The sequence below is a fragment of the Melittangium boletus DSM 14713 genome, assembly GCF_002305855.1.
Taxonomy (GTDB): Bacteria; Myxococcota; Myxococcia; order Myxococcales; family Myxococcaceae; genus Cystobacter; species Cystobacter boletus.
The window spans coordinates 9,382,931-9,401,130 of the sequence record NZ_CP022163.1 but is presented as its reverse complement, the minus strand read 5'-3'; the positions used below and the strand labels follow the sequence as shown (position 1 = coordinate 9,401,130).

Annotated in this window: 16 protein-coding genes; 6 read left to right on the top strand and 10 right to left on the bottom strand. The window is 67.5% G+C overall.

Annotated features, from left to right (window positions below):
- Positions 1 to 7 precede the first annotated feature (7 nt).
- The 3 genes from MEBOL_RS38720 to MEBOL_RS38710 all read right to left on the bottom strand — a co-directional run bounded on the left by MEBOL_RS38720 (position 8) and on the right by MEBOL_RS38710 (position 2,564).
- On the bottom strand, positions 8 to 1,429 hold the full coding sequence (locus MEBOL_RS38720) for a cellulose binding domain-containing protein (RefSeq protein ID WP_095982114.1): 1,422 nt from the start codon (positions 1,427 to 1,429) through the stop codon (positions 8 to 10).
- 169 nt (positions 1,430 to 1,598) lie between these two features.
- Entirely contained in the window at positions 1,599 to 1,895 is a 297-nt protein-coding gene (locus tag MEBOL_RS38715) for a DUF6748 domain-containing protein (RefSeq protein ID WP_095982113.1), read from the bottom strand.
- Positions 1,896 to 1,943: 48 nt separating this feature from the next.
- Positions 1,944 to 2,564 (bottom strand): TIGR02265 family protein, encoded by a 621-nt coding sequence (locus MEBOL_RS38710; RefSeq protein WP_157823928.1) that lies wholly within the window; start codon positions 2,562 to 2,564, stop codon positions 1,944 to 1,946.
- Between the two features lie 145 nt (positions 2,565 to 2,709).
- Here MEBOL_RS38710 and MEBOL_RS38705 point away from each other — a divergent pair, with 145 nt between their 5' ends.
- Both MEBOL_RS38705 and MEBOL_RS38700 read left to right on the top strand, forming a co-directional pair.
- On the top strand, positions 2,710 to 3,918 hold the full coding sequence (locus tag MEBOL_RS38705; RefSeq protein WP_095982111.1) for a S8 family peptidase: 1,209 nt from the start codon (positions 2,710 to 2,712) through the stop codon (positions 3,916 to 3,918).
- Positions 3,919 to 4,091: 173 nt separating this feature from the next.
- Positions 4,092 to 4,523 (top strand): ester cyclase, encoded by a 432-nt coding sequence (locus MEBOL_RS38700; RefSeq protein WP_095982110.1) that lies wholly within the window; start codon positions 4,092 to 4,094, stop codon positions 4,521 to 4,523.
- A gap of 2 nt (positions 4,524 to 4,525) precedes the next feature.
- Here the strand turns inward: MEBOL_RS38700 and MEBOL_RS38695 are convergent, their stop codons facing one another.
- Together MEBOL_RS38695 and MEBOL_RS38685 are read right to left on the bottom strand one after the other, a co-directional pair.
- Positions 4,526 to 5,506, bottom strand: a complete 981-nt coding sequence (locus tag MEBOL_RS38695) for an NAD-dependent epimerase/dehydratase family protein (protein WP_095982109.1) — start codon at positions 5,504 to 5,506, stop codon at positions 4,526 to 4,528.
- A 706-nt stretch (positions 5,507 to 6,212) separates the two neighbouring features.
- Positions 6,213 to 7,151, bottom strand: a complete 939-nt coding sequence (locus tag MEBOL_RS38685; RefSeq protein ID WP_425437588.1) for a DUF2381 family protein — start codon at positions 7,149 to 7,151, stop codon at positions 6,213 to 6,215.
- 494 nt (positions 7,152 to 7,645) lie between these two features.
- Between MEBOL_RS38685 and MEBOL_RS38680 the strand changes: the two genes are divergently transcribed.
- Positions 7,646 to 8,434, top strand: coding sequence for a DUSAM domain-containing protein (locus tag MEBOL_RS38680; protein ID WP_095982106.1), 789 nt, complete (start codon positions 7,646 to 7,648; stop codon positions 8,432 to 8,434).
- 37 nt (positions 8,435 to 8,471) lie between these two features.
- Here MEBOL_RS38680 and MEBOL_RS38675 read toward each other — a convergent pair whose 3' ends face one another.
- Entirely contained in the window at positions 8,472 to 9,512 is a 1,041-nt protein-coding gene (locus tag MEBOL_RS38675) for a serine hydrolase domain-containing protein (protein ID WP_095982105.1), read from the bottom strand.
- A 113-nt stretch (positions 9,513 to 9,625) separates the two neighbouring features.
- Here MEBOL_RS38675 and MEBOL_RS43460 point away from each other — a divergent pair, with 113 nt between their 5' ends.
- From MEBOL_RS43460 to MEBOL_RS38660, 3 genes are all read left to right on the top strand, one after another.
- Positions 9,626 to 10,450 carry a hypothetical protein gene (locus tag MEBOL_RS43460; protein WP_245919249.1) on the top strand — a complete coding sequence of 275 codons (825 nt, stop codon included), beginning with the start codon at positions 9,626 to 9,628 and terminating at the stop codon, positions 10,448 to 10,450.
- The gene (locus tag MEBOL_RS43900) at positions 10,447 to 13,173 is read left to right on the top strand and encodes a lipoprotein N-acyltransferase Lnb domain-containing protein (protein WP_170115680.1); all 2,727 of its coding nucleotides are present in this window, start codon (positions 10,447 to 10,449) and stop codon (positions 13,171 to 13,173) included. Before MEBOL_RS43460 ends, MEBOL_RS43900 begins: the two co-directional genes overlap by 4 nt.
- A 142-nt stretch (positions 13,174 to 13,315) precedes the next feature.
- Complete coding sequence (locus MEBOL_RS38660) at positions 13,316 to 13,888, top strand: hypothetical protein (RefSeq protein ID WP_157823926.1); 573 nt, start codon at positions 13,316 to 13,318, stop codon at positions 13,886 to 13,888.
- Positions 13,889 to 13,897: 9 nt separating this feature from the next.
- Here MEBOL_RS38660 and MEBOL_RS38655 read toward each other — a convergent pair whose 3' ends face one another.
- The 4 genes from MEBOL_RS38655 to MEBOL_RS38640 are packed head-to-tail and all read right to left on the bottom strand — an operon-like array spanning position 13,898 to position 18,137.
- Positions 13,898 to 15,055 (bottom strand): ABC transporter permease, encoded by a 1,158-nt coding sequence (locus MEBOL_RS38655; RefSeq protein ID WP_095982102.1) that lies wholly within the window; start codon positions 15,053 to 15,055, stop codon positions 13,898 to 13,900.
- A gap of 3 nt (positions 15,056 to 15,058) precedes the next feature.
- On the bottom strand, positions 15,059 to 16,222 hold the full coding sequence (locus MEBOL_RS38650) for an ABC transporter permease (protein ID WP_095982101.1): 1,164 nt from the start codon (positions 16,220 to 16,222) through the stop codon (positions 15,059 to 15,061).
- Complete coding sequence (locus MEBOL_RS38645; RefSeq protein ID WP_095982100.1) at positions 16,219 to 16,911, bottom strand: ABC transporter ATP-binding protein; 693 nt, start codon at positions 16,909 to 16,911, stop codon at positions 16,219 to 16,221. The genes MEBOL_RS38650 and MEBOL_RS38645 overlap by 4 nt, the downstream gene beginning before the upstream one ends.
- Positions 16,908 to 18,137: an efflux RND transporter periplasmic adaptor subunit gene (locus tag MEBOL_RS38640; protein ID WP_095982099.1), complete on the bottom strand. Its 1,230-nt coding sequence runs from the start codon at positions 18,135 to 18,137 to the stop codon at positions 16,908 to 16,910. Before MEBOL_RS38640 ends, MEBOL_RS38645 begins: the two co-directional genes overlap by 4 nt.
- Between the last annotated feature and the right edge of the window lie 63 nt (positions 18,138 to 18,200).

Here is an 18,200-nt window from a genome sequence, read left to right as displayed (position 1 = left end):
CTCCTGCTCAGTTCACCGTGTCCCTGCGGGTGACCGATGAAGCGCGGAGGCTGTCGATCCTCGACGTGACCTGAGAAGGAGACAGGATCGCGTCCTTGGCGAAATACACCCAGTCCGCTTCCTGGTGGTACGTGCGCGAGCTGCCCTGCGTCCTGTCCAACTCCGTGAACCAGATGTTGAAGTAGATGAACTGGGCGGTCTCGGGCAGGTATTTGGTCGCATGGGTCGTCAGCAACTGGCCGTCGATGTAGTAGCGGATGGACGTGCTGGAGACCTGGAGCACGAGCGTGTGCCACCCCGAGTAATCCGCGCTGAACCAGTCCGAGACCTTGTCGGAGTCGTTGATGGGCAGCCGCGTGTCTTCCCAGGAGGTCGTCCACAGGGTGTTGGTATTGCCTCGGCCCCAGCCCCCGTTGGGCATGTACTCGAAGTCCTGCTCCGAGTAGTTCGGATCGTTGGTGATGTATTCCGTGATGGTGAAGAAGGTCTCGACGGGCTTGTCGGCGAAGTACCGCGTCCCGGACAGCGGCGTGTTGTTGAACTTCACCCGGGAGGCGTAGGTGCCGAACTTGAACTTCCGGGCCTTGGAGGAGACCTCGGCCTGCAACGTGCTCCCATTGGAGCCGCGCGTGCTCGTGGTGAGCCGCAGCAGCTTGTTGCTGGCACTCGCCGGGTCGGTGACGATCGACACGTTGCCCGAGCTCCAGGGCGCGGCGTACTCCGGCTCGGGGCCGGGACCCGTCCAGCTGGAGCCGTTGCGCACGTTCCACCAGCCGGTGAAGAGGGAGTCGCCAGCCCCCGTGTAGCTGAAGTCGTCGAAGAACTCGGTGGTGATGGTGCCGCCGCCGCCGTCATCTCCACCGCCTCCTCCCGAGGGAGGTGTTCCGCCGCGCAGCCCGGCCGTGGGCGCGGAGCCGGCGTCATGCACGGTGATGCGGTTCCAATCGATGAACGAGGTGTTGCCGCCGTACGAGTAATCATCCGTCTCGTCGACGTTGGTGCCGAACGTCACCCCGAGGTCGATCGCCGCGGTGGTCGCTCCCGGCGCCAGGCTTCCCGCGCCGCTGGTGAAGCGGATCTCCGCGTAGCGGTCCGCGCCCGTGAGGGACACGTTCCCGGACGTGACCGTGAGGTTCGGGCAAGGCGATGCGTTCCACCACCAGCACGCGGGCGTCGCGCCCGAGGCGTTGTTCTTCGTGAACCAATAGCGCACGACGATGCCGCTCAGCGGAATCGCGGTCGTGGTGTTGTTACGAATCTTGATGTTGGCCTCGATGATGTCGTCACCTGGGCCCGAGGCGTTGTAATTCTGGTATTGGACCGTGAAGTCATTCGTTCCGGCGAGGCTTTCGCCCATGGGAAGCGCCCACGCCAGAAGAACGGCGGCGAAGCCCGTCCAGGCGCGTCCCGCCTGGGCTTGTCCCGCCATCAAGATTCGCGATCCTTTCCTGCTCCATCCCATGACTCTCACCTCTTCGTGCCGATGCGTTGGTTCACCGCGACAGGGTGATGCTCAACGAGGCAATATTCATGATTAAGGAGTCAATCAATGAAAACCGGTGAGAGCGGGAAATTTGGAGGAAGCTCCTCCAGGAACGTCAGCCGACAACGCGGGTGGCGCGCAGGACAACGGCGTCGCCCCCCGGGCCGGCCTTGAGGCGCTGGGCCAGCGTTCCCTCCAGCTTCAGGCCGTCGGCGGAGAAGGCGCGTTGGGCCAGCTCGCCCCGCGTCGTGTCGTCGCCCGCGATGGCGCTCAGGTCCAGCTCGTGGATGGACTGGAGCTTCACGTCCGGCTGGTCCGCGCGGAACAGGTCATAGTGGTCGCAGGGCGGGGCGAAGCAGCGCTTGCCGTTGTCCTTGACGATGTAGACGGTGCTCGGGGTGTCCTGGCTCATGGTGCGCCGGACAGTAGCAGCATCCGGGCACCGGACTGGATGGACGTGTCACTCCCAGGAGAAATCACACGTGATGAGGAGTTCTCCCGTGGCCCGGGCGGTGACCTGGATGCCCTGGGCACTTGTCGCCTCGAGCATGTATCGCACCATGCCTTCATGGAAGGGCGGGGGCATGTAGCTGATGTCCATCTGAAGGCGGCCTCGGGTCGGGCCCATCCATGTCAGCTCCGCGTGGCTGAAGCTCATGCCCACGCGGAAGGCCGAGGGGATGCTGTTGATCAACGGCCTGGGGCGGTTCTGGGCCAGCATGAGCATGGCCTTGCCGGCCACGGACGCCATGAAGTCGGAGGAGGCCCGCCGCCCCACCTGCCGCAGCGCGTTCTCGCCGCCTCCATGGCGCTCGGCGAGCAGGGGCAGCGAGGTGCGGAGGATGGGAGGCAGCAACTGGACGGAGTAGTTGAAGAAGTCCACGAAGCGCTCCTCGCCGCACGCCTCCAGGCAGCGCCTGGCCAGGGCCTCGTCTCCGAGTGTCCGGATGTTCTCCATCAGTCCGTTGAAGAAGAAGCCGCGCATGGTGTGCTCCGGCTTCATGAGCGCCCGGCGCCGCTCCAGATCCTGGAGCCAGAACTCCAGCGGTTGTGTGCTCCCGGCATTCTCGAGGTGCCCCATCGGGAGGAGCATTCTACCGCTGGGTCCGTCATCGGAGGAAATGTAGGTAAAAGTCACTAAATATAGGGCCTGTAGCAACCTTGGGCCGCCATGTGCCGACAACTCAGGAGTCCGCTTCCTTCATCGCTCTCCCGAGGCCTCCACCATGACGACGCTCTCCAAGATCTCGACCTCGCCCCTCTCGACGCAGCGCCCCGCCACCGAGGCGGCTCCTCGCGAGACGTCGGCCGCGCCCGCCGCCGCCGCGCGCGCCGTGGTGCCCCGTCCGGGGGATGGATTCGACGCCACGCCCGCGCCCTCGAACTTCGTGGATCGCCCCAAGGGCTTGCGCCCGAGCGGCACGCCGCAGACCTCGCCGGCCGTGAACACGCTGGCCGCCTTCGAGACGGCCGCCCCCAAGAGCCCGGCGGGCCCCCGGCCCACGCCCACGGGCGCGCCCGTCATCGCCGTGTTCGACGGCGGGGTGGACGCCAGCCACCCGGACCTGGATGACGCCATGTGGACCAACCCCGGCGAGATCGAGGGCGACGGCATCGACAACGACGGCAACGGCATCAAGGACGACATCCACGGCTTCAACGTGGGCTTCAACTCGGGGGATCTGCTCAAGGGCGAGGGCGCGGATCACGGCACGCACGTGGCGGGCATCATCGCGGCCGAGGACAACGGCCAGGGCAACACGGGCGTGGCCGCGGGCAAGGCGCAGATCCTCTCGGTGGGCGGCATCTACGACGGCAAGGATCTGCTGACCAACTTCGAGCGCGCGGTGGACTACGTGGTGGACCTCAAGAACAAGGGGGCCAACATCCGCGCGGTGAACGCGAGCTTCGGCGACGAGTACCGGGACGCGGCCTCGCAGAAGCGCTGGAAGGACGCGGTGCAGAAGCTGGCGGACGCGGACATCCTCCTGGTGGCGGCCACGGCCAATGGCAATGGCAGCAACATGAACAACGTGAAGGACTTCCCGGCCAACCTGGATCTGCCCAACGTGTTGACCGTGGCGTCCATGGACAAGCGCAACGACAAGCTGGCGCGCTACTCCTCGCACGGCGACAAGGTGGTGGAGATGGCCGCCGTGGGCGAGGACGTGCTGAGCACGGTGCCCGGTGGAGGCTGGGAGGAGATGAGCGGCACCTCCATGGCCACCCCGCGCGTGGCGGCCACCGCGGCGCTGATGTTCGCGGAGAACCCGAAGCTCACCGCCGCTCAGGTGCGCGACATGCTCGTGAACACGGTGGAGAAGGATCCGGACCTCGTGGGCAAGGTGAGCACCGGCGGCAAGCTGGACATCGACGCCGCCGTGGCCGCCGCGCGCGCCTCGGCCCAACCCAACGCCTTCGTCGCCGAGTGGTGAGCGGGGCGCGGGAGTGTTGACGGCGACACGCATGGACCGTTGGGCACAGGGCGTTGTCTTGCCCTCGAGTCCCACGGTCCGCGTGGTGTTGCACGTCTTCCCGTCCTCGCGATTGTGATTCCCGCGCGGTACCGCACCATGGCCTTCCCTTGTCTCACGTGGAAGGACACCACATGGATGCCCATAAGGCCCGGGAGCTCTACACGCAGTACCTGACCCGTCTCTACCTCCAGCGCGATATCGAGAGCCTGAACCAGTTCTTCTCTCCTGACGCCGTGACCCATCCCCTGCCCGCCGGTGTCCCGGAGGGTGTACAGGGTTTGAAGCTCATGGCGCGCGTGTGGTTGGAGTCCTTCTCTGACATCCACTTCACGCTCCATTCCTTCCTCCAGGATCAGGATCTGGTGGCCGCGCGCATCACCCTGACGGCCGTGCACACCGGGAGCTTCATGGGCATTCCCGCCACGGGAAGGCGGGTGGAGGTCGCCGACCATCCCCACTACCGGATCCAGAACGGCAAGATCGTCGAGATCTGGGATCAGCTGGACATGCTGTCCTTGCTGCGGCAACTCGGCGCGCTCCCGACCGTCGCACAGGCGGCCTGAGCTCAGAGCCAGCCATGCTCCCGGTACCAGTGCGCGCTGCGGCGGATGGCGTCGGCCGGGTCCCTCGTGGCGCGGAAGCCCAGCAGCCGCTCCGCCTTGGCGCCCGAGCACGTCCAGGCGGGGACCAGGAGCTGCCGCGCGAACTTGCGATTGAGGGCCAGACGCCGGCCTGTCAGGCGTGACACCCCATCCGCCACGGTGGCCAGGGCCGTCAGCGCCGCGGGCGGCACATGCAGGGTCCGCGTCCTGACTCCCAGCGCCTCGGCGGCGATCTCCTGGATCCGCTCCAGGGAGAGCGGGTGGGCATGGCCCACGAAGAAGGCCTGACCGAGGGCTTGCTCGCGCTCGGCCAGCAGCAACAACAACTCCGCCACGTCTTCCACGTCCACCAGGGTCAGCGGCCGGGGTCCTCCTCCCAGTTCCAACCGCAGGCCCCGGGACACCAGCTTGAAGAGGACGAGGTTCTCGCGATCCCCCGGGCCCACGATGCGCGGCGGCCGTGCCACCGTCACGGGCAGCCTGTCCGCGTAGGAGAAGACGATGCGCTCGGCCTCGGCCTTGCTCTCGCCGTACCACTCCGCGGGTTGAAGAGGCTCCTCCTCCACCCGGGGATGGCCGGGCCGTGAAGGCCCCGAGGCTCCCAATGAGCCCACCAGCACCAGCCGGGGCCGGGAGCCCGTGGCCACCAAGGCCTCGCACAACAGCCGGGTGCCCTCGGCGTTGACGTGCATGAATTCCTCCCGGGTGGCCGCGCGGCGCACTCCCGCCAGGTGGAAGACCACGTCCCGGCCCTGGACCGCCCGCGCCAGGCTGGCGGCGTCCGTCACGTCTCCCTCCACGCGCTCATGGGGAATGCCCGCGAGTGCCGAGAGGTCGGCGCGAGGACGCACGAGACAGGCGGCGTGATGGCCTCGCGAGGAGAGGACGCGAGCCAGGGCCGAGCCCAGGAAACCGTTCGCGCCCGTGAGCAAGGTGTTCCACATCAGCTCACTCTACTCCTCTCTTGGTGGGAGAAAAAACGGTTCCTCAAGAGTTTCGGGCACTTAGATCGAATTGATGGGGGGTCAAAAACCATCAATTCGGGCTTCCTCTGGCGCTCGCAGCTACATTCCCCACTACACGGGGCACGCACCCGAGGTGAACCGACTACTGGGGTCGTTCAGGCGAGGTGTCCCGGTGGGTCGGTTCAACGGAACGAATTCACGACGAAGACCCCAGCGCGTGAGAATTCGAGGATGGCCGTTCCGGGCTTGGACTCGGGCTTTTTCTGCATCTGACCGTGAGCGAGCCGAGCCACAGCGCAAAGTGGGAAGGGCTCGCCGTCCGGCGGGTGTGCTTCGTAGTACCGGACGACAACTTGTGGGCCCCCCGTCCACACCCGCCCGTAGAGACGGGTTACCGGCGGAAGGGGTCCGAGATTGCTGGTCAACATGCTCTCCACAGGCCCTTCGTAAAGAGTGATGGGGCTTGTGAGGCTCTGGTTGACGTCGAGGTCTACGGTTGCACCGTCCCCCACGCGCAGGTTGAGAATCCGCATGGCTTCGAGCGCCTTTTCCGGGCACGCCTGTGGGCCTGGGCTTCCATCCGAGCGAAGGGAAACGCCCGCTGGGGTCGTACAGCCGCAGCACATGCACAACAGAACGACAGAGGCAAAAAACGGCGCGCAGGTCGGAGCCATGTGAACCGGGTTTACAGCCCAAGCATGTGTCGATCCAGAAAAACCCAAGCTTCTCGAATCCCGCTCCCTTGGCGGAAGAGTTCTAGAACGAGCCGGTCGGGGCTATCGTTCAAGTCAAATGCGCCCGCGTTAAAGACAACGGCAATCTGCCCGCTTTCACCACCGGGCCCCCAGCTTTCCTGAGTAGCACGCAGAGCAAGCGGCCTTTGCTCCCCGCTCCCCTCGGCTACCAAGCGCGCTTCCATCAGGCTCGAAGACTCCGATGGGCTGTTGTTCTTCAAGTTGATGATGACGGCGACCTTATCGGGCTTCTTACTATCGGGCTTCTTGCTTGTAAGGACGGTCACCAAGATTTCGGCACCCCTCGGATTCTTCACCAGCGAGACGTACTGCTGGCGGAACGGGGTCATTTTCAACGCGCCCTTTGCCAAGAGCGCTGCAAGGGCATGGTCAATTGATGTCTCCTCTTTCCGGTAGCGCTCGTTTTGTTCCTTGAGAATCCGCTCTTTGTATTGGGAATACTCCAGACGACTCTGGAGCGCCCCCTTGGTCTCATTGTCCGGGAACACGTTCACCTGATGGTCAAACTGCTCGTTTCGAGCCGTCACGGTGAAGGGCAATTCCTTCCCGTCCGCGAGCGTCACCACCAACAGAAAACTATCCTCGGGCTTGATGTCTTTGAGCGGTTCTACGAGCACCTTCTTCCCGACGCATTCCACGGGCTCGAAGCGGCCTTCCCAGCCCAGCAGTTTCGTCCGTTCCCGGTCACAAGGTTTCTCGAAACGGAGGACGGTTACCATCTCACCCGCGACGTAAACCGAGGGCACTTCCGCCTTTGGTTCGTCCGAGAGGTAGACGGTCCGAGAGATGGGCTCGCGTCCACGGGCCATGGCCGCAGACGCCAAGAGAACGAGAATCAGAGCAGACCGGGGAGGTAAGAAGTTCCGCATATCGCGGGTTAACCTACCAGATAAGGAGCACAAGCGGCCACCCCCCTGCGAGCGGGCCCGTCGTGGCGTCTCGAAAAGAGACTGTTCTACGCTGGCCGCATGAAACACTTGACTTCCGTTGTGTTCATGGGTGTGGCTCTGCTTTGGGGGCTGTTCGCGTCCGGTTGCTCGGCCAGTAGGGCGCACTCCACCTGCAATGACCTGTTGCATCAAGAAACACCCTCAAGACCCGGTAGGCGCTTGTGGAGCCACGCAATCCGAGGTTGATCAGGTGCTTCGGGCTGTGCGAACCGGCTCCGATGTTGTTGACGAGGATGAGGACGATTTCGCCAACAACGCAGACCTTCCCAAGTGGAAGCAGAAGTGCATTCAGTCTTACGTGAAGTGCCAGAACGACGGCTGGACGGGTAATTGTCACGATTGCCTCCGCCTCTGTGAGGGGCAGCACAAATGGCCGGAAGATTGGTGCCGTTCTCGGAAGTAGAGGAGAAATCATGTCCGATGAAATCGACTGGAACTCCATTAGGGAACTGTCACGGAGGGTGTTGGAACGCGGCGAGTCGCTGGAACTGACAGAAGGCACGCGCGCCCTGTTGCTGAGGACCGCTCAAGAGGTGGGCATCAGCCATGAAGATGCTGGTGAGGCTCTTCGCAATGGGAGCACGGCCAGCACGTTACTGAGAGAGACCATCACGCGCATTGATGACGGCTCCGATCGGCTGAGTGACGCACGACTTCGGATGTACGACCTTCGGGATGCGGGCGACCTTGAAGGGGCACGTCAGCAGATGCGTGACGTACTCGCCGTAGAGGTAGTCCCACTCTACCGGGAGCAGGCCGGAATCCTTCTCGACGAATTGACCGGGCTTGCGGACGTGCTCGCAACGGGGCGCCTCAATCCGGACCTGCCCGCCCGGCCGCAGCTCGCCGTTCTCGCGCAGCGAATCCAGCAGGGTCACGCCCTGGAACTCACCGACAACTTGCGTGCCCTCCTACGCCGGACCGCCCCCACGGCAGCCGTGAGCGAGGCCGAGACGGAAGAGGCCCTAAAGAGCACGGAAGGAGCCGAGGCCCTGATGGTGATGATTCTCTCGCGCTTCCAGAAGGCTGAGCATCGATTCCTGCGCTCGATGTACCGGATGACGAGCCTCCGGGACGCTGGGAATCTCGAAGGTGCCCGCCAGCAGATGCGTGACGTGCTCGCCGTGGAGATCGTGCCGCAATACCGGCGGATGGCCGAGGAACAGCTAAAGGGCCTCGATAGCCCGCCCCCGAAGTCGTGACCGGCTCGGGGCTGGGCGCTCAGGAGCAGGACACAAATCATGGGGTTGCCTTTGTTTGGAGGGGTGACTCTAGCAGGTCGAATCCCGGCGTCTCCAACGGGGTCCGGCGGAGGAGCGAGGCCAGGAACCCGCCCGTGTGATCCGACAGCAGGACGACGCCGGTGTCCGTTTCCGCCGAGAAGCCGAGGAAGCCGGACGTGCCGCCCATCATCGAGGCGCGCCACACGATGGATTGGCCTTTCACCTGGGAACTCTTCCATCCGAGCCCCATACCGCCGCCTCGGGTCTTCACGCGGGGGGCATGCGCGAGCCGCAGGGCCTGACCCAGCCCGGCGTCCTGGTGTCCGAGGTTCGCGTCGAGGAAGCGCAGCAGATCCGGCACCGTCGAGTAGAGGGCTCCGGCTCCGGGCAGCGCCGGGAAGGTCCAGCCGGGTACCGCCACGCCCCGGGCGGTGTGGCCGGGACGCAGACGCGGCTCCTGGCTCTCCGAGAGACGGAAGGTGGTGTCGCCCAACCCCAGTGGCGTGCAGAGGAAGTCCCGCACGGCGTGTCCGTAGTTGAGCCGCAGGCGGCGGGAGAGGGCATGCCCGAGGACGCCCTGGCCGATGATGGACTCGGAGGGCTTTCGCGGCGGTGGATGCTGGGGACGGTAGCCCCGCAGGAATTCTCCGAAGAGCGCCGCGCTGTAGTGGCCGTAGGGGTCCGAGGGGTTCTGTTGAGGCGTCCGCAGGTTCGGCGGATCGTGCGGCATGCCGGAGGTGTGCGTCGCCAGTTGCTCGAGCGTGATGCGGCCGGCGGCTTCATCCGGGAGGAGCGGCCGGGGAATCAGTTCCTGGAGGGGGGTGTCGAGCCGCACCTCGCCCCGGTCCACCAGGAGCGCCAGGAGACCGCCGGTGAAGACCTGGGTGAGGGTGCCCAGCGCGTAGAGGGAATCCACAGCGGGAGGGGCGCCCGCTGCTCCCTGGAGGGATTGGACATGATGCTCGCCCCGGTGCGTGATTCCCACGCACAGGGAGGCCGAGGGATGGTCACGGAGATAGCGTCGGGTGGCGTGGAGGACGGCGTCAGCGGTGGTCATGAGGGGCCCGGCGCAGCGTACCTCTTGCGCCATCGCACCGCGTCATCTGTTGCCTCGTGCATTCCCCCGCGCTCCGCTGCCAAGTTCACACGTGACCATCTTTGGGGGAGTTCATGAAGCGGCAGGGAACGTGCGTTGTCGGGGCCATCATCTGGACGCTGCTCACCGGATGTCAGACACCGAGGGCCGTGGGCTCGGGGATGATGAGTGCTTCCGACTCGGGTTCGGGCAACTCCAGCGCGGGCTCGGGAGATTCCAGCGGCGCCTCGGGAGACTCCAGCGCGGGTTCGGGCGAATCCAGTCAGGCGTCGGGGGATTCGAGCCAGTCCGATTCCGGTTCAGGGGATTCGGGTCAGTCCGACTCGGGCTCGGGCAACTCGAGTCAATCCGATTCCGGCTCGGGCAACTCGAGTCAATCCGATTCCGGCTCGGGCAACTCCAGCCAGGGCACGAGCAAGCCGACCGATGTCTCCGGCCCACTTCGGTCCTCGGGCAGCTCGAAGGGCGCCAGGAGCGAATCCGCGCCCATCAGCTCCGTCACCACCGTGGGCGCCACCGTGGGCGGACTGGGCGTGGTCATCTGGCGGGCGTTCAGCGTCGCCGCCCATGCCGTGCCACCCCCCGCGGCCGTGGGGCAGGCCGCCCAGGCCTACCTGCGCTCGCGCACCCACCAGCTTCGCGAGGATCTGGCGCTTGGCGCGGGCCCCAGCATCGATGACCTGGCCGCGATGGCGCGCATCCGCCGCGAGAATCTGCGGCTCTTCGGCCAGGTGTTGCGCGAGCACCGCGCGGAATTGCTCTCGCTCGCCCAGCCCTCCCGGCTCACCCCCGAGCGGGCCCTGGAATGGCTCGGGCGGGTCGGTCAGCTCGCGGGCGCGGAGCCCCGGCTCCAGGAGGATGGGAGCGCGTTCCTCGCGGCCCAGGGCCTCATGGAATGAGGCGTCTGGCGACGCTCGTGACGGCGCTGCTGGTGGCATCACCCGCCACCGCGCGCACGCTCGCCGAGCGCGTCGGCGCGCTGGAAGCCGAGGCGGGACTGGTGCTGCGTGCCCCCGCCTCGGGGGACGCGGCGCTCGTGGCCGAGGTGGAGGCCGCGCTCGCCCTGCTGCCGCCCGCACTGCGCCATCCTCCGGGCGGCCCCTTGGAACTGGTGCTGCATCCGGAGCCCGCGCCCCTGGGCATGGGCAATGAATCGGAGCGGCGGCCGGAGTGGAGCGAGGGCCAGCGGCGCTTCCACCTCTACGCCTTCGTGCCCTCCAGCGAGCGGCGGGCCACGTCGCGCACGGCGCGCTTGTCCGACGTGGAGCTGGAGCGGTTGTGGCGGCGGCGCGCGGTGGTGCACGCGGTGATGCGGCGGTGGGATGAGGCGCGGGGCTGGAGCCGTACCGCGCGCTGGCGGCGGTTGTCGGGCTGGCTCTTTCCCTTCGAGCGGCCCCTGAACTTCACCGAGGCCTCGCGTCTCTCCTATGACGGGGCCTTCAGCCGCGCGCGAGGCCGGAAGAGCGCCTCCCTGGATCTGGCCACCTTCGCCGAGGAGTTCTTCGTCCCGGTGGAGTCCCTGCGCGAGGAGGCCTTGTCCGTGGACGAGCGGGTGCGCTGTCAGGAGTTCTCCAAGTCGCGCGCGCTCGGGGAGTTGCTGGAGGGAGAGGGGCTGGGGTCGGTGGCTCCACGGCCGGACTGCCCCGCCTTCGACGCCTGGGCCAATCTCGGGGAGCTGTCCCACTTCGAGGTGTTGCTCGTGGCTTCCACGGGCCGCCAGCCCGAATCGCTGTTCGGCCATCTGATGATGCGGCCGGTATGGCGCGAGGGGAGTGTTGTCCAGGGCCCGAGCTTCGAGTCGGTGGTGCAGCCCGTGGCCTTGACGGGCGTGGAGACGGCGGGCCCCGGTTATATCCTCAAGGGGTTGTCCGGAGGCTTCTCGCTGGCCTTCCTCACCGCGACGCGGGGGGACCTGTCGCACGAGACGTTGGAGTTGGAGCAGCGCACCATCCGCCGCTTCCGCCTGCGGCTCACCGAGGGCGAGCGGATACGGCTGATCGAGCGCGTCTGGGAGATGGAGCGGCGGGGTTATCTGCCGTACTACTTCGCCACCGACAATTGCGCGAGCGCGTTGCTCTTCCTCATCAACGGCGTGCTGGAGGAGGGCAGGGTGGCGCGCACGCCGGGTGCCTTCTGGGTGCTGCCAGGGGCCACGCTGGATTCGCTCACACGCGTGGAGGTGACGGAGCCGGGGAGCGGCGAGAGCCATCCCCTGCTGGAGCATGTGCCGGATGACTTCGAGTCCACGGGGGATCGCGCCCTGCGGGCCCACGCGTCCCGGGAGCGGGTGCTCGAGGCGCTGGTGTCGCGCATGGAGCCCGGCTTGGCCACCCGGTGGAGGCTGTTGCATCGGCGGCTGATGTCCCCCGAGCCCGGCAAGCGCCGCGAGGCCTGGGCCCGGGTGCCCGCGCTGGTGGACGCAACGCTCGCCGCCACGTCCGAGCCCCCCGCGGTGCGCGAGTGGGTGCACGAGTACATCGCCCAGTCCGTGCGGGTGGAGCGCGCGGAGGTGGATCGCGGTGAGGAGCGGCGCCTCGCGGTGGAGCGCGACCTGCTGGTGAAGGTGCACGTGGCGATGCCCACCCAGCGGGACGCGGAGCGGGAGCGTCAACTCACCTTCGAGCGGGAGGACGAGGTGCAGCGGCGTCTCGCGGCGCTCGATCGCATCGCCCTGTTCGAGCAGGCACTGGCTACCGCGGACAAGCGCGAGCCCACCATCGAGGAAGCCCAGGTCCTCGCGCGGGCGCGGGCGATCGAGGACACCTTCATCACCGCCACCGACGTCCAGGGAGCCCTGCAATCGGGAGTCCTGGCCCACGTGGACGCACTGGACTTCCTGGAGCGGGATCGCGCGCACAAGATGCAGGAGGAGCGGGCGCGGGCCTCGCGCTCGCTGCATGCCTCGGGCGCGGCCCGGTTCTCGGTGGGCGTGGGCATGGATGCGCGGCCCCTGGGGAGCGCCCGGCCGGTGCTGGCCCTGCGCACCGCGGCGCTGAGAGAGGGTCTGGGCGAGTCGTTCCTGCACGGCTTCCGGCCCAGCAGCGAGCTGCGCGTGCTCGATGGCGAGCTGCGCCTGGAGCCGGTGCTGGGGTTGCCGCGGGTGCTGGACTCGCGGCTCACGCTCCTGGGCTACCGGACCTTGTTGCGCGAGCCGCCCTGGCACCGGAACACCCCGTTCGACGAGCTGGGTTGGGGCATGGAGGTGTTGCTCGAGTCCCAGGAGAAGACGCGCGACCTGCCGCACCGCGCCACCGTCCAGGCGGAGGCCTTGCTGGTGGTGGAGGAGAGCCCGGGTTTCCGGCACTACGCCGCGTTGGGAGTGGGAGGCCGGGCGGCGCTGCGCTGGGGACAGGAACTCGCGCCCGCGGGAGGGCCCCGGTTCTCCTTCTCCCAGCGCGTGGCGCTCCCGGGCTCGTCGCTCAACGCCATCCGTCTGGAGGCCTCCTGGGCTCCCATGTTCATCCTCTCGCGCGGGTTGCGGCACGAGGCGGAGGCCTCACTCCAGGTGGACTGGCTGGTGGGTCAATGGCGACACCGGGCGCTGCGGGTGTCGCCTCGTGCCCGGGTCCTCTGGGAGGGCCGGGCCGAGCCCCATCTGGACGTGGCCATGGAGCTGTTGTGACCGTGCTCTCCGAGGGGGGACCGGCCAGGCGAGCCCCTGGCGGGCCCGAGGCCCGAATCACACATGCAAGAGGTTGAGCGTCCATGCGTACAGACACATGGAGAGAGCGGAGCAAGTCGCTCGAATGAAGGAGCCTCACACCATGCTGGACTCGCACATCGATCGCCGCTTCAAGCGCACCTGGGATTTCTTCCTGGCCAACGCCACGGGTCTGCTTCTAGGCAGCCTCGTGGTGCTGATCGGCTCGATTTTCATCATCCCGGGGCCGTGGTTCGCCTTCAACCTGCTCCAGGAAACGCTCGAGAGCGTGCGCACCGGACGCCCGGTGCGGTGGCAGGCCGCCTATGAGCGGCAGGGCAACTTCCTCAAGAGCTGGGGACTGACCCTGATCATGGGAATTCCCATCGCCCTCGGGTACTCGCTCATCGTGCCGGGGCTGTTGCTGTCCATCATCTGGTTCCACGCGCCCATGCTGGCCGCCGAGGGCCGCACGGTCATCGGCGCGCTCTCCGAGAGCTTCCGCGTCTTCCAGCGCCGTTCGGACTGGGCGGCGTATTTCCTCAACGTCCTTGTCCTGGTGGTGCTCTCGGCCGTGGCCGGACTGGCGTTCCCCATCGCCTTCCTCACACTGCCGCTCAGCTTCGTGTACCTCGCCCTCTGCCATACGGACGAGAAGGCGCAGGAGGTGCTGCCCCGGCGTGAAGTCGTGGTGTGAGGGCGAGAGTCAGGCGCGCAGCGTCTCCAGGATGGACAGCCGGGCGGCACGCAGGGCGGGGAGCAATCCTCCCAGCGTGCCCATCAGCGCCCCGAAGGCGAGCGCCGCCACGACGATCTCCGGGGTGGGTGTGAAGCCGAAGCTCACCTCGGTGAAGGTCTGGATGTTGAGGGTGCGGATCTTCAGCCAGCGCGTGGCCAGCGCGCCCAGGGCACCGAGCACGCCCCCGGCCGTGCCCAGCACGGCGGATTCAATGAGGACGCTGGCGAGCACGCTGCGGCGCCGGAAGCCCACCGCCCGCAGCATTCCCAGCTCGGTGATGCGCGAAGCCACCTGGGCGTACATGGTGATCATCGCGCCCAGCACCGCGCCCACGCCGAAGATGAAGGACACGAAGAGCCCGAGCACGCGGATGAAAGTGGCCAGCTCGGTGGCCTGCTCCGCCCAATACTGGGGCTCGGATTTGGCGTCGAGCGTGAAGCGCGAGTCGTTCTTCACCGCCTGCATGAAGGCATCGCGGACCGGCACCGAGTGGGTGCGCACCACGATGGAGTTGAACACCGGGCGATCGAAGGCCGGCCCGAGCCGGTTGCCGTCGATCCACAGCTCGGACTCGTAGGCGCTCCCCTCCGCCGAGAAGATGCCCACCACGGGCCAGCGCTGGTTGGCGAACGACAGCTCACCACCCAACCGGGCGCCTGGGGAGCGGCCCACCAGGGACGAGCCCAGGGCCAATTCATTCGTCCCGGTCCGGGGTGCCCGTCCGGCGACGAGCCGCACGATGGGCCGGATGGCGAAGCTCTGGGGGCCGATGCCACGGATGTTGACGTTGGACTCCCGGCCGTCCGCGTGGGGCAACGGCACCGGGACCACCAGCTCGCCCGCGGCCAGGGGCTCTCCCGTCGCCGAGGACGCCACCTGGGGAAGGCTGGCCACCAGGCGCAGGGCATCGCGGCTCACGTCGCTCATCAGCTCACTGGTGGCGCCCTTGTTGAGCAGGATGACGTTGCGCGGGTCTCCTCCCGCGGCGAGCGCGGTCTCGATGCCGTTGGCGAGCATGAGCACCGCGGCGAAGACGAAGACGACGAGCCCCAGGCCCAACACGGTGATGCCCGTGGACAGGCGCCGCGCCCAGAGGCTGCGCGTGTTGTAGTAGAGCGGAATCATCCCTCAGGCCACCTTCCTCAACCCCTCGGCCACGGGAAGCCGGATGGCTTGGATGGCGGGGATGGCACCGGCCAGCAGCGCCACGAGCAGCGCCGCCAGCGCGCCGAGCAACAGCGTCCCTTCCCGGAGGGCGTCCTGGGGGATGCCGCCCATCTGGGGGCCCACCACCGAGAGGAAGCCGTTGACGAGCGAAGGCGCGAGGAGCACGCCCAGCGCCGCCGAGAGCAGACCGATCGCCACCGATTCGACGAGCACGAGCGTCACCACCCGCCCTCGCTTGAAGCCCATGGCCCGCAGCGTGGCCAGGTCTCGCGTGCGCTCGCGCACCCCCATGGCCAGCGTGTTGCCGATGACCAGCAGGAGGATGAGCAGGATGACGAGTGACACCACGTTCACCGCCGTGAGGATGGACGACAGCATGGAGATGAATCCCAGCGTGGCCGTGCGCTCGCTCTCCGTGCGCGTGGGGTAAGGGCTGTTGGTGAACATCGTGTCCACCGCGGCGGCCACCGCCGTCGAGCGCGAGGGATCCTCCACCCGCAGCATGAAGGCGCTCACCCGGTTCTTGCGATCCTTGGGCAGCTTCTCGTTGATGCACCGGAAGCCGAAGAGGAACGAATCCGCGTCCATGCTCCCTCCCCGCACGTCGTAGATGCCCCGCACGGTGAAGGTCCAATCCCCCGGGTAGACGGTGCCCTTGAGCGTCACCGGATCCCCTGGCTTCCACCCGTAGCGCTGGGCCAGGTTCTTTCCAATGAGCGCGCCGCAGGGATCCCGATTCAGGGCGTCCACCTGCCGGGGTGGCACCACCACTTCCTCGCCAAAGACGCGCAGGAAGGAGGGGATGTCCACGAAGGCCGAGCCGAAGAAGTCCTGCTGGGACTCGCTCTGGCGCCCCCCGAAGAAGCCATAGAAGGTGACGTCGCTCACCCCCGGCACCAAGGAGATGCGAGGCAGGTAGGACATGGGCAGGGTCGAGGTCATGGAGACCTTGCTGCGGGTGAGGAGCCGGTCCGCCTGGGCGGTGGCCACGCCCGAGTAGAAGAAGTCCACCACGGTGCGCAGGAAGATGAAGGCCACGACGCCCACCGCGCCCGCGAGCACGGTGAGGCTCAGCCGCAGGGGGTTGCGCAGCAGGTCGCGCCAGACGAGCCGTCCGAACGTCATCTCAGCGCCCCTTTTTCCAGGTGCCGCACCACGTCGGCCCGCTCGGCGGCGTGGGGATCGTGCGTCACCATGACGAGCGTCTTGTTCAACGCCCGGTGCAGCTCCTCGAACAGGTCGAGCACCTGCTCGGCGGACTTGCGGTCCAGGTCGCCCGTGGGCTCGTCCGCGATGAGCAGATCCGGATCCGTGACGATGGCCCGCGCGATGGCCACCCGCTGCTGCTCGCCTCCGGACATCTGGGGCGGCCGGTGATTCACCCGGTGTTTCAGGCCCACCACCTCCAGCGCGGCGGCCACGTGGTCGCGGCGCTCGGTGCGTGACAGCGGGGTGAGCAACAACGGGAGCTCCACGTTCTCCGCCGCCGTGAGCACGGGCAGCAGGTTGTACAACTGGAAGACGAAGCCCACGTGGCCCGCGCGCCAGTCGGACAGTTGCTGATCGCTCAGCCGCGCCAGATCCCGTCCACCCACCTCCACGACGCCCGTCGTGGGCCGATCCAACCCGGACAGCAGGTTGAGCAGCGTGGACTTGCCCGAGCCGGATGGGCCCATGAAGGCCTCGAAGGTCCCCTGTCCGATGTCGAGGTTCACCTCCTCCAACACGGGCACCACGAGATCGCCCCGGTGGTAGGCCTTGGAGACGCCTCGGAGCCGGATGAAGGCCGGGATGTGCTCGGGGGGGGTGCTCATCCGCCCTCCGTCTGGACCTTCACCTTGCGTCCCGCTCGCAGCTTCGCCTCGGGCGACACCACCACCTGTGTTCCGGGGGGAGGCCCCTCGGCCAGCACCACCTCGTCGCCCACCTTCTGCGTCACCCGGACCGGCTGGCGCACCAGCCGCCCGTCGCGCACCACCCACACCAGGGACTGCCCCCCGTCTTTCACCACCGAGGAGGACAACACCCGCAGCGTCGCGTCCTCGCGCTCTAGCGCGTCCGGTGGCAGTTCCTCCTTCAGGAAGGCCACGCGTGCGCCCATGTCCGGCAGCACGCCCGGGGGGATGGACTCGAACTGTACGTTGACCGTCGCCGTGGCCTTGGCGCGATCGATGGTCGGGCGCACCGAGCGCACCTGGGCGCGGAAGGTCTGGTCGGGGTAGGCATCGAGGAACACGAGCGCGGGCTGGTCCTTCTGGATGCGGGGCAGTTGCTCCTCGCTCACCTCGGCCTCCACCTCCAGGGCGCTCAGGTCCACCAGCTCGACGATGCCACCCACGTTCTGTTGTTCGATCGCGGCGGGGGCGAGCACCGCGCCCTCGTCGGCGAGCTTGCGCACCACGGTGCCCTGGAAGGGAGCGCGCACCACGGTGTGGGTGAGCTGCAGCCGCGCCGCTTCCGCTGCTCGCTCGGCCGCGACACGTTGGGCCACCGCCAGGCGCACCTCGGCGGACATGGCGCGGGCGGCTGCTTGTGCCGCTTGCAGGCTCGCCGGCGTGATGACCTGGGCCTTGGCCAGTTGTTCGGCCCGGGCGAGGTCCTGCTTCGCCCGCGCGGCCGTGGCGCGCGTGGAGACGAGCCGCTGGGTCGCCGCCTGGAGGTCCGCTTGGGCCCGGGCCTCGATCACACGTGCGTCCCGTTCATCCAGGCGGGCGAGCACCTGGCCCTGCTTCACCGCGTCGCCCTCATCCACCTCCACCGATACCAGCCGGCCCGGGATCTGAGGGGCGATCACCGAGCGGCGGCGCGAGGAGACATAGCCCGTGGCGGTGAGCTCGGTCTGCTGCTCGCCGGGACGGGCCTCGCGGACCTCGGCGACCTGGACACTGGGGACCCGGTTGGTTCCCAACAACGTCACGGCGAGCGCCAGGATGAGGAGGAGCCCCACCCAGAGTGGCCATCGGCGCGGGAGCTTGCGTCGGGGACGCGCCGCGCGATCGATCCTGAGGACATCCAACTTCTGGGCCTGGGCCTCCGCCATGGATGCCTCCCCGAGCGATAGAAACGTCCAGGCTCAAGGTAAGGCGGTGTTCATCGAGGGAGG

Excerpts from the sequence above, each read along its gene's own strand:
- MEBOL_RS38720 (WP_095982114.1), bottom strand. The coding sequence starts at position 1,429 with ATGGCGGGACAAGCCCAGGCGGGACGCGCCTGGACGGGCTTCGCCGCC.
- MEBOL_RS38715 (WP_095982113.1), bottom strand. The coding sequence starts at position 1,895 with ATGAGCCAGGACACCCCGAGCACCGTCTACATCGTCAAGGACAACGGC.
- MEBOL_RS38710 (WP_157823928.1), bottom strand. The coding sequence starts at position 2,564 with ATGGGGCACCTCGAGAATGCCGGGAGCACACAACCGCTGGAGTTCTGG.
- MEBOL_RS38705 (WP_095982111.1), top strand. The coding sequence starts at position 2,710 with ATGACGACGCTCTCCAAGATCTCGACCTCGCCCCTCTCGACGCAGCGC.
- MEBOL_RS38700 (WP_095982110.1), top strand. The coding sequence starts at position 4,092 with ATGGATGCCCATAAGGCCCGGGAGCTCTACACGCAGTACCTGACCCGT.
- MEBOL_RS38695 (WP_095982109.1), bottom strand. The coding sequence starts at position 5,506 with ATGTGGAACACCTTGCTCACGGGCGCGAACGGTTTCCTGGGCTCGGCC.
- MEBOL_RS38685 (WP_425437588.1), bottom strand. The coding sequence starts at position 7,151 with ATGCGGAACTTCTTACCTCCCCGGTCTGCTCTGATTCTCGTTCTCTTG.
- MEBOL_RS38680 (WP_095982106.1), top strand. The coding sequence starts at position 7,646 with ATGTCCGATGAAATCGACTGGAACTCCATTAGGGAACTGTCACGGAGG.
- MEBOL_RS38675 (WP_095982105.1), bottom strand. The coding sequence starts at position 9,512 with ATGACCACCGCTGACGCCGTCCTCCACGCCACCCGACGCTATCTCCGT.
- MEBOL_RS43460 (WP_245919249.1), top strand. The coding sequence starts at position 9,626 with ATGAAGCGGCAGGGAACGTGCGTTGTCGGGGCCATCATCTGGACGCTG.
- MEBOL_RS43900 (WP_170115680.1), top strand. The coding sequence starts at position 10,447 with ATGAGGCGTCTGGCGACGCTCGTGACGGCGCTGCTGGTGGCATCACCC.
- MEBOL_RS38660 (WP_157823926.1), top strand. The coding sequence starts at position 13,316 with ATGCTGGACTCGCACATCGATCGCCGCTTCAAGCGCACCTGGGATTTC.
- MEBOL_RS38655 (WP_095982102.1), bottom strand. The coding sequence starts at position 15,055 with ATGATTCCGCTCTACTACAACACGCGCAGCCTCTGGGCGCGGCGCCTG.
- MEBOL_RS38650 (WP_095982101.1), bottom strand. The coding sequence starts at position 16,222 with ATGACGTTCGGACGGCTCGTCTGGCGCGACCTGCTGCGCAACCCCCTG.
- MEBOL_RS38645 (WP_095982100.1), bottom strand. The coding sequence starts at position 16,911 with ATGAGCACCCCCCCCGAGCACATCCCGGCCTTCATCCGGCTCCGAGGC.
- MEBOL_RS38640 (WP_095982099.1), bottom strand. The coding sequence starts at position 18,137 with ATGGCGGAGGCCCAGGCCCAGAAGTTGGATGTCCTCAGGATCGATCGC.